Annotated in this window: 12 protein-coding genes; 7 read left to right on the plus strand and 5 right to left on the minus strand. The window is 55.9% G+C overall.

What is annotated here, in order from left to right; all coding sequences use genetic code 11:
* Positions 1-234 precede the first annotated feature (234 nt).
* Positions 235-1,431, plus strand: coding sequence for a DsbA family protein (locus tag BBB56_RS16940; RefSeq protein ID WP_233593054.1), 1,197 nt, complete (start codon positions 235-237; stop codon positions 1,429-1,431).
* A 43-nt stretch (positions 1,432-1,474) separates the two neighbouring features.
* On the opposite strand, the gene BBB56_RS16945 is transcribed toward BBB56_RS16940, so the two are convergent.
* The 4 genes from BBB56_RS16945 to BBB56_RS16960 are packed head-to-tail and all read right to left on the minus strand — an operon-like array spanning position 1,475 to position 5,446.
* Positions 1,475-2,488, minus strand: coding sequence for a transketolase family protein (locus BBB56_RS16945; RefSeq protein ID WP_123802111.1), 1,014 nt, complete (start codon positions 2,486-2,488; stop codon positions 1,475-1,477).
* A gap of 1 nt (position 2,489) precedes the next feature.
* On the minus strand, positions 2,490-3,329 hold the full coding sequence (locus tag BBB56_RS16950; RefSeq protein ID WP_123802112.1) for a transketolase: 840 nt from the start codon (positions 3,327-3,329) through the stop codon (positions 2,490-2,492).
* Between the two features lie 12 nt (positions 3,330-3,341).
* Positions 3,342-4,640 carry an MFS transporter gene (locus tag BBB56_RS16955; RefSeq protein WP_123802113.1) on the minus strand — a complete coding sequence of 433 codons (1,299 nt, stop codon included), beginning with the start codon at positions 4,638-4,640 and terminating at the stop codon, positions 3,342-3,344.
* Between the two features lie 56 nt (positions 4,641-4,696).
* A complete protein-coding gene (locus BBB56_RS16960) occupies positions 4,697-5,446 on the minus strand; it encodes an SDR family NAD(P)-dependent oxidoreductase (protein WP_123802114.1) in 750 nt (249 codons plus the stop codon).
* A 194-nt stretch (positions 5,447-5,640) separates the two neighbouring features.
* Between BBB56_RS16960 and BBB56_RS16965 the strand changes: the two genes are divergently transcribed.
* The 3 genes from BBB56_RS16965 (at position 5,641) to BBB56_RS16975 (ending at position 8,476) form a co-directional block, all read left to right on the plus strand.
* Positions 5,641-6,537 carry a LysR substrate-binding domain-containing protein gene (locus tag BBB56_RS16965; protein WP_123802115.1) on the plus strand — a complete coding sequence of 299 codons (897 nt, stop codon included), beginning with the start codon at positions 5,641-5,643 and terminating at the stop codon, positions 6,535-6,537.
* 341 nt (positions 6,538-6,878) lie between these two features.
* On the plus strand, positions 6,879-7,895 hold the full coding sequence (locus BBB56_RS16970; protein ID WP_123802116.1) for an XdhC family protein: 1,017 nt from the start codon (positions 6,879-6,881) through the stop codon (positions 7,893-7,895).
* On the plus strand, positions 7,892-8,476 hold the full coding sequence (locus BBB56_RS16975) for a nucleotidyltransferase family protein (RefSeq protein ID WP_123802117.1): 585 nt from the start codon (positions 7,892-7,894) through the stop codon (positions 8,474-8,476). Before BBB56_RS16970 ends, BBB56_RS16975 begins: the two co-directional genes overlap by 4 nt.
* A gap of 41 nt (positions 8,477-8,517) precedes the next feature.
* Here BBB56_RS16975 and BBB56_RS23980 read toward each other — a convergent pair whose 3' ends face one another.
* On the minus strand, positions 8,518-8,871 hold the full coding sequence (locus tag BBB56_RS23980) for a tautomerase family protein (protein WP_369409914.1): 354 nt from the start codon (positions 8,869-8,871) through the stop codon (positions 8,518-8,520).
* A 371-nt stretch (positions 8,872-9,242) separates the two neighbouring features.
* On the opposite strand from BBB56_RS23980, the gene BBB56_RS16990 reads away from it, so the two are divergent.
* The 3 genes from BBB56_RS16990 to BBB56_RS17000 all read left to right on the plus strand — a co-directional run bounded on the left by BBB56_RS16990 (position 9,243) and on the right by BBB56_RS17000 (position 13,213).
* Complete coding sequence (locus tag BBB56_RS16990) at positions 9,243-9,806, plus strand: MerR family transcriptional regulator (protein WP_123802118.1); 564 nt, start codon at positions 9,243-9,245, stop codon at positions 9,804-9,806.
* Between the two features lie 566 nt (positions 9,807-10,372).
* Positions 10,373-12,874: a glycogen/starch/alpha-glucan phosphorylase gene (locus tag BBB56_RS16995; protein WP_123802119.1), complete on the plus strand. Its 2,502-nt coding sequence runs from the start codon at positions 10,373-10,375 to the stop codon at positions 12,872-12,874.
* A 129-nt stretch (positions 12,875-13,003) separates the two neighbouring features.
* Complete coding sequence (locus tag BBB56_RS17000; RefSeq protein ID WP_233593055.1) at positions 13,004-13,213, plus strand: hypothetical protein; 210 nt, start codon at positions 13,004-13,006, stop codon at positions 13,211-13,213.
* Positions 13,214-13,390: the final 177 nt, after the last annotated feature.

A 13,390-nucleotide genomic window follows, 5' to 3' on the forward strand; every position in this document is an offset into this window, starting at 1 on the left:
GATTATATAACGATATGCGTCAACAGCAGATAAACTCTTTATTAGTTACATCATACATGTGTTCCCAGTTAATGACGCACATTTAAAATTATGTGCAGGTTGCCCTTTCATTCAGAAAAGCCAGCAGGGGCAATGACGTGAATCAAACCAGCCAGTCAGGGAGCCAGGGACAATAGAAAGCACTGCCTGTCGTTTAGCGGGCATCTACCACTCTTCAAAGGACCCATTTTCATTGTGAAAAAACATAATATCGCTCTGGCTATAATGCTCATTGCTGGCGTTACCGCTTCCAGCACAGGATTTTCAGCGGAATCGCAGGCGTTGAGCGCCGTCCCAACGGACTCTGCTGATTCAGCAGCGTCATCGGTAGACAGCAATAGCGAATCCTCAGAGAAAGGCGTTCAGGCAGAACCGCGTCAGGATAAAGAGGCCGCAGCGGCTACGGGCGCGCCTTCAGCATCTTCAGTTAACGCCGATGAAAAGGCGTCCGCAGAGAGGCCGCAAACGCCTTCGGCGCCCGTTAACGCAGCCACTAACAGATCCTCAGACGCGGATTCACCTGCTACAACAGCGCCTTCAGCGTCTGCTAATGCGGCGGATAAGGCCGCTTCAGACGCAGCTCAGGACTCTTCTACGCCTGCGGCGGCAGAAAAGCCTGCCGCTAAGGAATCTACGCCGGGCGAGCAGAGCAAGGCCAGCCTGACGGAGGGAGACGCCGCTGAGCTATTCACGCCTGAGCAGGAGCAGCGTATCGGTGTTGTCGCTAAACAATATTTGCTGGCGCATCCAGAGGTGCTGGTTGAAGTGAGCGAAAAACTTGAGTCCATGCAGCATGAACAGCAGATAAAAAAAATAACCGCTGCCGTTATCCAGCAACAGGATGCGCTGCTTAGTGATAAATCCGTCCCTTCAGTCGGCCCGTCAGACGCGAAAGTCGCCGTTATCGAATTTTTTGATTACCAGTGCGTAATCTGTTCAAGGCAGGCTCCGGTTATCCAGTCGCTAATGCAGGCCAGTCCGGAAGTGCGCTATGTCTTTATGGAGTGGCCCATATTCGCCGCGCGCTGGAAAGCCTCTTTAACGGCGGCGGAAACCGGCGTAATGATCTGGCAGCAAAAGGGAGCGGACGCGTACCTGAATTACCACAATGCCTTATTTGCGACAGGGCATCAGGAAGGCCAGATGACAGAGGCCGATATTAAAAAAGCGGCATCCGCCGCCGGTAAGCTGAAGGGTAAGCCAGAGACAATGCTGAATGTCCTGGCGCGTACGGATACGCTGGCGCAGAGCCTTGGGTTTATGGGAACGCCAGGGATTATTGTTATGCCGGTAAAAGAGGCGAACAGTGATAACGTCACGGTTTTTGCCGGCGGTGTTGAGCTGTCAGCGCTTCAGGCCGCTATCAGTAAAGCGTCAGGCGCTGAACATTAATAACGAAATGCCGGACAGATAGCCTGTCCGGACATCTTTTTTGTCAGCGGTTTTCCAGCCAGGTCTCAATCTGCGCTACCATCGCCTCGGTGGAAATGCCGTAGCGGTCGTGCAGCGTCGGCAGCGCGCCCGCCGCCAGAAAGGCATCGGGCAGGGCGATCTGCCGGAAACGCGGCGTCACGCCGTGGCGCATCAGCGTTGACGCAATGGCTTCGCCCAGTCCGCCGGTAATCGAATGGTTCTCTGCGGTAATCACCAGCCGTCCAGCGCTGGCTGCTTCTCCCGCCTCGCGCAGGATGGTGGCTTCATCCAGCGGCTTAATCACAGGCGAATGCACCACGCCAACGTCAATGCCCCGACGCTCCAGCTGTTCCGCCGCTTCCAGCGCGCGCATCGTCATCAAGCCGCTGCTGATAATGATCGCGTGTTTGCCTGCGCGCAGGCGCTGCGCCTTGCCGTGCTGGTAGCGATAGTCATATTTATCCAGCACCAGCGGGACCTTGCCGCGCAGCAGCCGCATATAAACGGGTCCCTGATGCTCAGCCATAGCAGGCACAACCTGGCTGATTTCCCGTGAATCGCAGGGATCGATAATGGTCAGGTTGGGCATACCGCGAAATATCGCCAGATCTTCCGTGGCCTGATGGCTTGGACCATAGCCGGTTGTCAGGCCGGGTAGCGCGCAGGCGATCTTCACGTTCAGGTTTTCTTCCGCAATCGCCATACAGATAAAGTCATAGGCGCGGCGTGAGGCGAAAACGGCGTATGTGGTGACGAAGGGCGTGAAACCTTCGCGCGCCATCCCGGCGGCGGCGCTCATCAACAGCTGTTCGGCCATGCCCATCTGAAAGAAGCGATCGGGAAAGGCTTCAGCGAAAAGATGCAGATCGGTGTATTTGCTTAAGTCTGCGGTTAATCCAACGATGTCCTGACGTTTGCGCGCCAGATCGACTAGCGCATGACCAAAGGGCGCGGATTCCGTCGGCTGGCCTTCAGCCGCAATGGAGGCGATCATCGCCGAGGTGGTCAGCCGTTTTTTTACTGTAGAAGTGCTCATTTTATTCTCCTTGCTCCAGCGCAGTCAGGGCCTTGTCCCACTCATCGGCGTCAACGCGAATAAAGTGGGTTTTCTCACGGGTTTCAAGGAAAGGCACGCCTTTGCCCATGCGGGTATCGCAGATGATGACGCGCGGCTGCGGCTGCGGCCAGCTGCGCGCCGCATCAAAGGCGGCAACCAGCGCGTCAATATCGTTGCCGTCGACGCGCTGCGTATACCAGCCAAACGCCTGCCAGCGATCGACAATCGGCTCAAACGCCAGAATCTCGCTGCTGTGGCCGTCTGCCTGTTGATTGTTGACGTCGATAATGGCGATCAGGTTATCAAGCTGCCAGTGCGCGGCCGACATTGCCGCTTCCCAGGTAGATCCTTCATTCAACTCGCCGTCAGAGAGCAGGTTATACACCCATGATGATGACGCTTTACGCTTTAGCCCCAGACAGGCGCCCACGGCGATGCCGAGGCCGTGGCCGAGGGAGCCGCCCGTGATCTCCATGCCGGGCGTGTAGGCGGCCATACCTGACATCGGCAGGCGACTTTCATCGCTGCCGTAGGTATCGCGCTCTTCCTCAGGGATCACGCCTGCCTCCAGCAGGGCGGCGTACAAGGCGATGGCGTAATGGCCAATAGAGAGATAGAAACGATCGCGACCCTCCCATTCCGGCTCTTCAGCACGATAGTTAAGCGCATGGAAGTAGCTGACGGCGAGCAGATCGGCGGCGCCCAGCGCCTGACCGATGTAGCCCTGACCCTGTACCTGTCCCATCAGCAGCGCATGACGACGAATATGAGTGGCGCGCTGGCGTAACGACGGCAGCGGCAGCGAAGTAGCGGTATGCATAACACCTCCTGATTAGCGATTAACATCTGCCGCCCGGATGCGCAGCACGCAGAGCGCGCCAAACAGCAGAACCGCAGCGATAAAGTACATGCCTGACGCGGGCGATCCGGTCAGGGTGGTAATGGAGCCGATAAGCCAGGGCGAGAAAAATCCAGCCAGATTGGCGATGCAGTTCACCGCCGCAATCCCGGCCGCCGCGGAGACGCCGCCGAGCAGGTTGGTAGGCAGCATCCAGAACAGCGATGAGGCGGAGAGAATGCCTGCCGCCGCCAGGCAGAGGAAAAACAGCGACAGCGCAACGCTATGGCCGAGCGAGGTAGCCAGCGCCAGGCCGACCATGCCGATGATCATCGGCACAATCAGATGCCAGCGGCGCTCGCGATGGCGGTCGCCGCTGCGGCCAGCCATGAGCATAAAAACGATGGCGCACAGGTAGGGCAAACTGGTCAGCAGGCCAATATGCAGCGGCTCGCTGATTCCTGCGTTTCTCACCAGCGTAGGCAGCCAGAAGGTCAGGGCATACTGGCCCATCACCACGCAGAAATAGATGGTTGCCAGCGTCCAGAGACGTTTATCGGCCACAAAAGCTTTAACGGTGCCGTGATGGGATTTTTGCTGGTTATCCTCGTCCAGGTCGGCGCGCACCATGCGTTTTTCGCTTTCATCGAGCCAGGGAGCCTGCTCAACCCGATCCTTTAATACCACCAGCACGACCAATCCCATCAGCACGGTGGGGATCGCCTCCAGCATAAACATCCACTGCCAGCCCGCCCAGCCATGCGTCCCGGCAAAGCTCTCCATAATCCAGCCGGAGAGCGGACCGCCGATCATGCCGGAGAGCGGAATCGCCACGAACCAGAGCACCGTCATACGCGCCCGGCGGTGGGAGGGAAACCAGTAGGTCAGATAGAGCAGCAGGCCGGGCGCCAGTCCGGCTTCAGCCACGCCCAGCAGGAAACGCAGCAGATAGAACTGCCACGCGGTTTCGACAAAGGCAAAGGCGCCGGAGATCACACCCCAGGTGATCATAATGCGGGCGATCCAGCGACGTGCGCCGACGCGATGCAAAATCAGGTTGCTGGGCACCTCAAAGAAAAAATAGCCGAGGAAAAAGATCCCCGCGCCCAGCCCGTAAACCGTTTCGCTCAGCGCCAGATCGTCCATCATCTGCAATTTGGCGAAGCCGACGTTAACGCGATCCAGATAGGCGCAGAGGTAACACAACATTAAAAACGGCATCAAACGCCAGGCGATTTTGCGATAAGCCCCATCGCGCGCAGCCACAGCCGCGCTGATATTCAGCGTTGTCATGAGAGTCACTCCCGGAGTGAACCAGCAGCCGGGCTGCTGGAGAAAAAGGAGGTCGATCAGTGGATCAGCATGCCGCCGTTCACGTCTAAAGTGATGCCGGTGAGGTAGCTGGAGAGATCGCTGGCAAGAAACAGCGCGGCATGAGCGACGTCGTCAGCCGCGCCGAGACGACCCAGCGGAATGCCGTCAATAATGGCGTGACGGCGCTCATCATGTATCAGCCCGCCGGTGATATCGGTCTGGATCAAGCCAGGCGTCAGGGCATTGACGCGGATCTGATCCGGGCCAAATTCACGCGCCATCGCTTTCGTCAGGCCCAGCACGCCCGCTTTTGCCGCGCTGTAGTGAGGACCGCCAAAAATGCCGCCGCCGCGCTGCGCCGATACCGACGACAGGCAGACGATACTGCCGCCGCCTTGCCGCTGCATGGCGGGGATCACCGCCTGCGACATCAGCAGCGTGCCGCGCAGGTTAACATCCAGGATACGGTTATAATCCTCAATGCCAATCTCCAGGGTTTTCACCGGCTGCGTGATGCCGGCGTTATTGACCAGCACATCAATACGGCCATATTCCTTTAACACCTGAGCGACCGCGCGCTGAATCGCGGCGGGGGCCGTCACGTTGACTTCCAGCCCCAGATGACCCGATCCCAGCTCCAGGGCGGTACGCTGCGCGGCGCTTTCATCCAAATCCAGCACTACGACGCGCGCGCCGTGGTGGGCGAAGCAGGCTGCGGTTGCGCGTCCGATACCACGCTGCGAAGCGGCGCCCGTGATAATAGCGACTTTATCTTTCAGTAACATGTTCAGCTCCAGACTCTTATTAATATGTTTCGGTATTGCTACCAGCAGGGTTCATCCTCAGCATCAGAAATAGCGAGAAAATTGGCAATGCAAAAAAATTCATTTGATGCTGAATGAAATTGTTGGTTTGATGCAGTTAACATTTCTCATTTTTTAAAGCGGACATTAATCACAAAATTTCGCCAGGAGAGGGAATGGAAAAACCCATGAATCAGCTGCCGTCATTAAAGTCGCTGCGTGTTTTCGAAGAGGTGGCGCAAACCGAAAATGTGGCCCGCGCCGCAGAAAATTTAAATATTACCCCCTCGGCGGCCAGCCACCAGCTGGCCAGGCTGGAAAAAGAACTGGGGTCTGTTTTGTTTAACCGGTCGGCAAAAGGCGTCGTGCTGACGCTGGCGGGAGAGCGCTTTTTAGAGGAGATCAGGCCGCTGCTGCTCGGCCTGACGCAGGCGACGTTACGTATGCGCGACGAAAAAGATCGCAGCGCGCTGCGTATTCACTGCGCGCCAAGCTTTGGTTTACTCTGGCTGCTGCCGCGTATTCATAAATTTCGTGAAGCCCATCCCGAAATTCAGGTTACGCTCTCGTGCTCTTACGAAAATTTATCTTTTAGTCGCGACAACATTGATATTGCGGTGCGCCACGGCTTTCCCGAATGGAAAGCGTTTGAAATAAAAACCATTCGCCATGAAAAAATGTCGGTGCTGGCGTCTCCGGCTTATCTGGAAAATTTTCCTCTGCGCGAGCCGACGGAGTTAAATAACCATGCGCTGATTTTGTCCGAGTCGCCGTTAATTCAGTGGCCGCAGTGGTTTGCTACGCAGCAATTACCGCAGCCGACCAGAGAGTGGCTGTTTCGCTTCGACCGTTCTTATATGAGTCTGGAAGCGGCGATGCTCGGTCACGGCCTTATTTTCGAAAGTGAGCTGCTGGCCGCCGACTATTTACGCAGCGGCAAACTGGTCACGGTATTCGACAGCGCGCTGAGCTTGCCCGTCAGCGCGCATCACCTGGTCTATCCTCGCGGCTATGCGCAGTTTCCGCGCGTGTACCACTTTTTGCAGTGGATTCAGACGCAGCTGGATGCGTGATCCCCTGCTATCTGACAACTCGACAATAGGGGTAAAGGCGAAAAAGAGCAGGCCCTCAGCAGCTTGTTTGCCCGGCGCGTCAGGCTGTCGGATGCGCCGTTGACCCGTTCCCTCAGGCGTTAAAACGTCTGCCTGTCCGGACGCTGTCAGCGCTGACTGTCGCATTCGCCTTAAACGGGCTAAGTTTTATTGTTGGCCAGGTTTTGCAGAACGCGGATGCTGGTTGATGCCGACCGCGACCCCAGCCTGTTTATTAACACACCGGCAGAGAAAGTCGGGACTATTTATCTTTTGTACGCCAGGGGCTGCCCTGGCGTCATTATTGCCGGAGAAAACAGGCCATGCACAACCTTGATATGCAGGTATTAAACGCGGGTATACAGTGGGTTGAAACGCATGAGGTATGGCTCTGTACGGTGCTTTCGACCTATGGATCTTCGCCGCGCCCGCCTGGCGCTATGATGATCATCAGGCAAGAGGGGTATCATTGCGGGTCTCTTTCAGGGGGCTGCGTAGAAGAGAGTTTTATCGAGCGCATCAACCAGAACGCGTTTCCGGCGGCCAGCCAGATCGTGCGCTACGGCGAAGGCGGTTTCGAGCCGGACAGGGCGCTGCCCTGCGGCGGCGTGCTGGATATTCTGGTTGAAAAACTGCCGCCCGGCGCAGCCAGCACGGCTTATCTGCAACAGATGCATGACGCGCTGAGGGCGGCGACGGCGATTAAAAAGACGATCCTTTTGCCGCATCCCTGTCACTCTCTGACGCCCGCCGCCTATACCAGTAAAACCCTGACCAGCCGCGACGGCGCGGCCATTACGCTTACGCTCTCTACCGCCCCCAGGCTGGTGATCGGCGGACTGTCCAGCGTGGCGCTGTTCTGCGCCAGTTTTGCTGTCGCGCTGGGGTTCGAAACTATTGTGTGCGAACACCGCGAAGAGGTGCTGGAGAATATGGCCTCTTCTCTGGATCCCGCCGTGAAGCTGATTAAACAGTTTCCTGCCGTTTATCTGGAGCGGGAAGGCTGCCATGCCGGTACGGCGATCCTGTCGCTGACCCACGATCCGCGCATTGACGATCTGACCATGATGGAGGCGGTGAATTTGCCGGCTTTCTATATCGGCGCGATGGGATCGAAGAAGAACAGTCTGAGAAGGAGAGAGCGTCTTGATCAGTTCGGGGAGTTACTGCCTGAGCAGATTAGCCGTATCCATGCGCCGGTTGGGCTGGATATTGGCAGTAAAACGCCAGCCGAGATTGCGCTGGCCGTTCTGGCGGATATTGTGCGCTATAAAAACGGCTGCGTGATTGCCCCTGAACAGTCCGCCGAACCGGCGCTGGAGCAGGGCAGTCTGATATGAAGATCGCTATTGTGATGCTGGCCGCCGGTTTAAGTCGGCGCTTCAGGCAAAGCGGCGGTCAGCATAAACTGCTGGCGCGGCTCAACGGCAAGCCGGTTTTGCAGCACAGCATAGAGCAGGCCGCGGCAACCGGTCTGGATCTGTTTGTGGTAACGCGGCCTGAAGATACGCAGATCCATGCCCTTATCGGCGTGGGTCGCGCCGTTATTTGCCGTAGCGAAGGCACCGGAGAGTCGATCGCGGCGGGCGTCATGGCCAGCCCAGATTACGACGGCTGGCTGATTACGCTGGGCGATATGCCTTTTCTGCGCAGCGCAAGCCTGCTGGCCGTAGCCAGCGCGCTGCATGATGCGCCGCTGGCGCGGGCAGACGTCAGTGGACAGCCAGGGCATCCGGTCGGTTTTCAGCGCGGCTTTTATCAGGCACTAATCGGGCTGCAAGGCGATACCGGCGCCCGCGCGCTGCTGAAAAGCGCGCCTTGCCTCGCCGTCAGGTTAGAAGACCGGGGGTGCGTCTGGGATATTGATACCCGCGCCGATCTGATGCGTTTTCATCAGACCGCGTCGGCAACAGGCCGGTAATTCGCGGAACAGGCGCTGACGATGGCTCGCCAGCGCTGTAATTACGACTTATTCAGCTCGCTGAACGGCACGCCGCCGCGCGCCTTATTATCGGCTTTCGTTTCAACAATCGACACCACGACGCGATCGCGCTCTACACCAAAACTTGCCACCACTGCCTCAGTGATCCCTGCCATCAGCTTTTTCTTCTGCTCGGCAGAACGACCCTCTACCGCGTAAACCACAATCTCAGGCATTCTCTTATCTCCATTGTTATCAATAAAGGCCGCATGTTCCGCCGCAATCGGGCGCGTATCACCGGTGTCCACCAGCGCGCGGCTGGCATCCGACGAGCCGTAAATCCACTTAATCTTCCTCGGCTCGGTTTCTGACGCATTTCTGAAACGGTGGCGCACGCCGACAGGCAAATCAGTATAACCGGTGATAAATACGCTGGCTCCTGTGTTTGCCGCAACCAGTTAACAGGCAGGGCTTAATCAGGAAAGAGCCTGCGACTTAAAAAAAGCGTGAGGCGCACCTCGTATCGGTCACGGATCGTTGCATTAGTCCTTTTTATAAGGTCTGACGGAGGAGGCTACACGCGTCGGGCAGTCAGGTCTGCCGCTTGCCGACCAGGAATAGTCTTAATCACTTTGGGGTGGGCAGGGGTACCCGACATTTATTGATTTACATCAATTCTCAGGTGAAGGCCGCAGGTCATTCTTTGTTCAATTATTAAGCACCGGAGATTATTATTTTGTTTACTTCAGCCGCTCTTGTTTGCCGTATGACCAGAATCCTGCCCGCCACCCTTAAGTGCTGGCAGTCCGCATCACTGATTACGCCGCCTTCTCAGGAAGGGTACAGCGAATCACAGGTGGCCCAAATCAGGGTCATCTCCATCCTGTCTTCATCAGGCGATACCCTCAGCGAAATCAGCACGCTGTTAAACGATTCCTGGCAGTACCGACACAGCGGCTGGGAATGTCGCCGGCAGGAGTTTATTTTACAGCTAGTCTCAGGAACCGATGAGACGCGCGCCCACTATCTCTGGCAGCTTTATACCAGCTACCGTCCTGAGGATGTCGTGACTTATTTGCTTATGCCGGTAGCCGAGTGGCTGCGTCAGGAAGATAAAAACATTCTGCGGGCGCGCTATTTGCAATGTCTGACAGACCATACGCAACGGTTGCTGAAAACCCGACAGTGCGCGGAGAACATCAAACCTCTACTGAAAGTAATAAAGCAGATTAAACGTTACAGAGCGATTTACCTCTGTCATCAGCCATCTGTTAATCGCAACGCTTTCGCCCCGGTTAATGTGCACAGCCAGACCAGCCTCGCTCACTAAAGGCTGCTTTACTGACGCCAGCGCTCCGGCCAGCTTCAGATGGCCGGTAGCCGCCCTGACTATTTTCTCCCTGTCTAGCAGACCTGGTTTTCAATGCGCAGCTAGCAGGAAGCCCAGGTCTCGCTGAAGAAGATAATCACTGCGTTAAGGTTGCGACGAGCGACTGGTCAGCGACAGTATCGGGCACAGCGCAGAGAAGGGCGGAGAACAATCGCGACGGCACACGCGCTGAATTTGTGCTCCTCAGCGCGACTGACTATCCTGTTAAAGAACATGCCTGCTATTCGCATGTCAAAACCAACCCCCTGTAAAACAGAGCGTACTGAGGGTCCTGAGCCTTGTGAATCCCGCTATGTGATTTTCATGAGGAGCTTCGATGACAGGATGCCTGTCGGGCAATGTCAGTAAAATTGCATTCGCTCCCTGTAAGGTCTGCCTCTGGCATCGCTTTTGCTGTTTCGCCTCCTTCCCGGCACGCCCTTTTGGATTTTTAGCTGCATCACTGAGTTATAAAACCGGGATTGATCATATATGGCTCTGTCTTCAGCGCCAGTGTGAGGCAAAATATGAATAATAATATCCCTGTACCCACCGCTACCGGCAGCGAAAAAACCGCATCCGATGAGGCAGGCAGCGCTGCCTTCCAGCATGATGTGGTCAGAAACCTTGTCTGCCGCCAGGGCCGTTATCCTGACATCGCCACCGCTCAGGACTGGTATATGGCGCTCGCCTGGACCGTCCGGGATCGCATGCTTGCTCGCTGGACGGCTTCTGTCCAAAACTATGCCCTTCATCATGTCAAGGTGGCCTGTTACTTCTCAGCGGAGTTTCTTATCGGCCCGCAACTCGGCTGTAATTTAATCAGCCTCGACCTTGAAAGCGAGGCGCGCGAGGCCATGCGCGCGTTCGGACAGGATCTGGACAGGTTGCTTGAAATCGAGGAAGAACCGGGCCTCGGTAATGGCGGGCTGGGAAGATTAGCAGCATGCTATCTCGACTCATTAGCGACAGTGGAAATCCCGGCGATAGGCTATGGCATCCGTTACGAATTCGGCATTTTCGATCAGGATATCGTTGACGGCTGGCAGGTAGAGCGCACAGATAAGTGGCTGAAAATGGGCACTCCGTGGGAAATCTGTCGGCCTGACATCAGCTTTTATGTCTGCTTCGGCGGCGCCACGCAGATGCTGACCGATGAGCAGGGCAAGCTGCGCGTGCGCTGGACACCGGCAAGACAGGTAAAAGGGGTCGCGTACGATATGCCTGTGCAGGGTTATCGCGTAAATACCTGTAACCTGTTGCGGCTCTGGAAGAGTGAAGCGGTGGAGTCATTCGATTTTGAGGACTTTAACGCGGGCGACTATTATCAGGCCGTGGAAGAAAAGGTCGTTTCTGAGACGCTGTCAAAAGTGCTCTATCCTAATGACGAACCAGACAGTGGCAAACGCCTGCGTCTCGCTCAGCAATATTTCTTCGTCTCATGCTCCTTGCAGGACATGCTCCGCCTGATGGATGCCAGCCATTTACCCGTTGAACGCTTTGCCGATCGTTTTGCCGCACAGCTTAACGACACGCATCCTTCTATTGCGGTGGCTGAGCTTATGCGGCTTCTTATTGACGAGCGTTTGCTGTCATGGGAGGAGGCCTGGTCCATCACACAGCGCACGTTCGCGTATACCAATCACACGCTGTTGCCTGAGGCGCTGGAGACGTGGAGTCTGCCGCTGATGCAGAGCATGCTGCCGCGGCTACTGGAGATCATTTACGAAATCAATTCCCGCTTTCTGGATGAGGTTCGCCGCACGTTTCCCGGCGACGAGGCTCGCGTGGCGCGTATGTCATTCATCGACGAATACGGCGATAAAAAGGTTCGCATGGCCCATCTCGCCATCACTGGCAGCCATCACGTAAATGGCGTAGCGGCGCTCCACTCTGAGTTGCTCAGAGAGACAGTCCTGCACGATTTCGCTGATATGTATCCAGAACGTTTTCTCAACGTAACCAATGGAGTGACGCCGCGCCGCTTTATGATGCTGAGCAATCCGGGCCTTGCACGCCTGCTTGACGCGACGATTGGGGCAGAGTGGAGAAGCGATTTGATGCGCCTCAATGCGCTGGCGGCGCATGCCGAGGATGCCGCCTTTCAGGAAGCCTGGCGCGCCATCCGACGTGACAGCAAGGCAGCGCTGGCGGCGCGTATTTATAAGACGGTGGGTATAAATATTCCGCCCGACATGCTGTTTGATGTGCAGGTAAAACGGATTCACGAATACAAGCGGCAGCATCTTAATGCGTTACATATCATCAGCTTATATAGTAGACTGCGCCGCAATCCGTCGCTGGATATCGCGCCGCGCTGCTTTATCTTTGGCGGCAAAGCCGCACCAGGGTATCAGATGGCGAAGCTGATTATTCGCCTGATTTCTGGTATCGCCGAGGTGGTTAATAATGACCCGGTCATCGAAAATCGCATAAAAGTTATTTTCTATCCCGACTTCAATGTCAAAAATGGCCATTACATCTATCCGGCGGCGGATCTGTCCGAGCAGATCTCCACGGCAGGCAAAGAGGCGTCCGGCACGGGCAACATGAAATTTATGATGAACGGCGCGCTGACGATTGGCACGCTCGATGGCGCGAATGTCGAGATTCGCGAGCAGGCGGGGGCGGATAACTTCTTCTTGTTTGGTATGACCGCGCAGCAGGTGGAAGGGCTTAAGCATCAGGGATATCGTCCTGCGCAGTATGTGGAGTCCAGTGAGGATTTACGCGACGCGCTCGATCAGATTGCTCAGGGCTGCTTTTCCCGTGGCGACAAAGAGATGTTTCGCGGGCTGCTCGACAATCTTCTTTATTCCGATCCGTTTTTCGTACTGGCTGATTTTGCCGATTATGCAGCGTGTCAGGAGCGGGTGAATCAGGCCTGGCGCGATGAAAAGCGCTGGACGCGAATGTCGGTGATGAATACGGCTCAATCAGGTATGTTCTCGTCTGATCGTGCCATTCAGGAATACTGTGAGCATATCTGGCAAACGAGCGCCGTAAAAATCGATCCCGTTGAGTTCTGACAGAGCGCGATGCCGGGGCAGGATTTTAAGGCCAGCCGGCATCAGCTCGTGTACAGTCTGATATTTTGTGCCCACCAGGCCTTAGTCGGTGCGGCAGCATTCTGACGAGGCAAACCTGTGAAAAAATACATCACGCTTGACGAGTTACGGCAAAAACTTTTGCAAGATCCGGCGTTTCGGGCTGCTTACGAGACTGAGCGCCAGAATCCTGAACCCGATTATCAAATTATCCGCCATCACGATGATGGGTCTGAAGAACTGATTTATGACTCGCGGCAGGAAAAGCAGACCCTCAACGATTTTACTGAGCGCGCAGGCGGGATTACCGACGATAAGTGATGACAGTGTCGTCTGACTGTAATGAGGGAACAAACTGGCTAACGACTAATGACCGCACCAGAAACGTCAGGTTTTGCCATCGTTACCTTTGGTGCACATAATGTATATTATGTTAAATGAGAGATCTGCTGCGTATTTGCGAGACGCCCCGACTTGTTCCCTGCTTCCTCTTTTCCG

This window comes from Candidatus Pantoea deserta (genome assembly GCF_003813865.1).
GTDB lineage: Bacteria > Pseudomonadota > Gammaproteobacteria > Enterobacterales > Enterobacteriaceae > Pantoea > Pantoea deserta.

Bases quoted from the DNA above. Each gene is read 5' to 3' on its own strand.
- BBB56_RS16945 (WP_123802111.1), bottom strand. From the start codon at position 2,488: ATGAGCACTTCTACAGTAAAAAAACGGCTGACCACCTCGGCGATGATC.
- BBB56_RS16950 (WP_123802112.1), bottom strand. From the start codon at position 3,329: ATGCATACCGCTACTTCGCTGCCGCTGCCGTCGTTACGCCAGCGCGCC.
- BBB56_RS16955 (WP_123802113.1), bottom strand. From the start codon at position 4,640: ATGACAACGCTGAATATCAGCGCGGCTGTGGCTGCGCGCGATGGGGCT.
- BBB56_RS16960 (WP_123802114.1), bottom strand. From the start codon at position 5,446: ATGTTACTGAAAGATAAAGTCGCTATTATCACGGGCGCCGCTTCGCAG.
- BBB56_RS16965 (WP_123802115.1), top strand. From the start codon at position 5,641: ATGGAAAAACCCATGAATCAGCTGCCGTCATTAAAGTCGCTGCGTGTT.
- BBB56_RS16970 (WP_123802116.1), top strand. From the start codon at position 6,879: ATGCACAACCTTGATATGCAGGTATTAAACGCGGGTATACAGTGGGTT.
- BBB56_RS16975 (WP_123802117.1), top strand. From the start codon at position 7,892: ATGAAGATCGCTATTGTGATGCTGGCCGCCGGTTTAAGTCGGCGCTTC.
- BBB56_RS16990 (WP_123802118.1), top strand. From the start codon at position 9,243: ATGACCAGAATCCTGCCCGCCACCCTTAAGTGCTGGCAGTCCGCATCA.
- BBB56_RS16995 (WP_123802119.1), top strand. From the start codon at position 10,373: ATGAATAATAATATCCCTGTACCCACCGCTACCGGCAGCGAAAAAACC.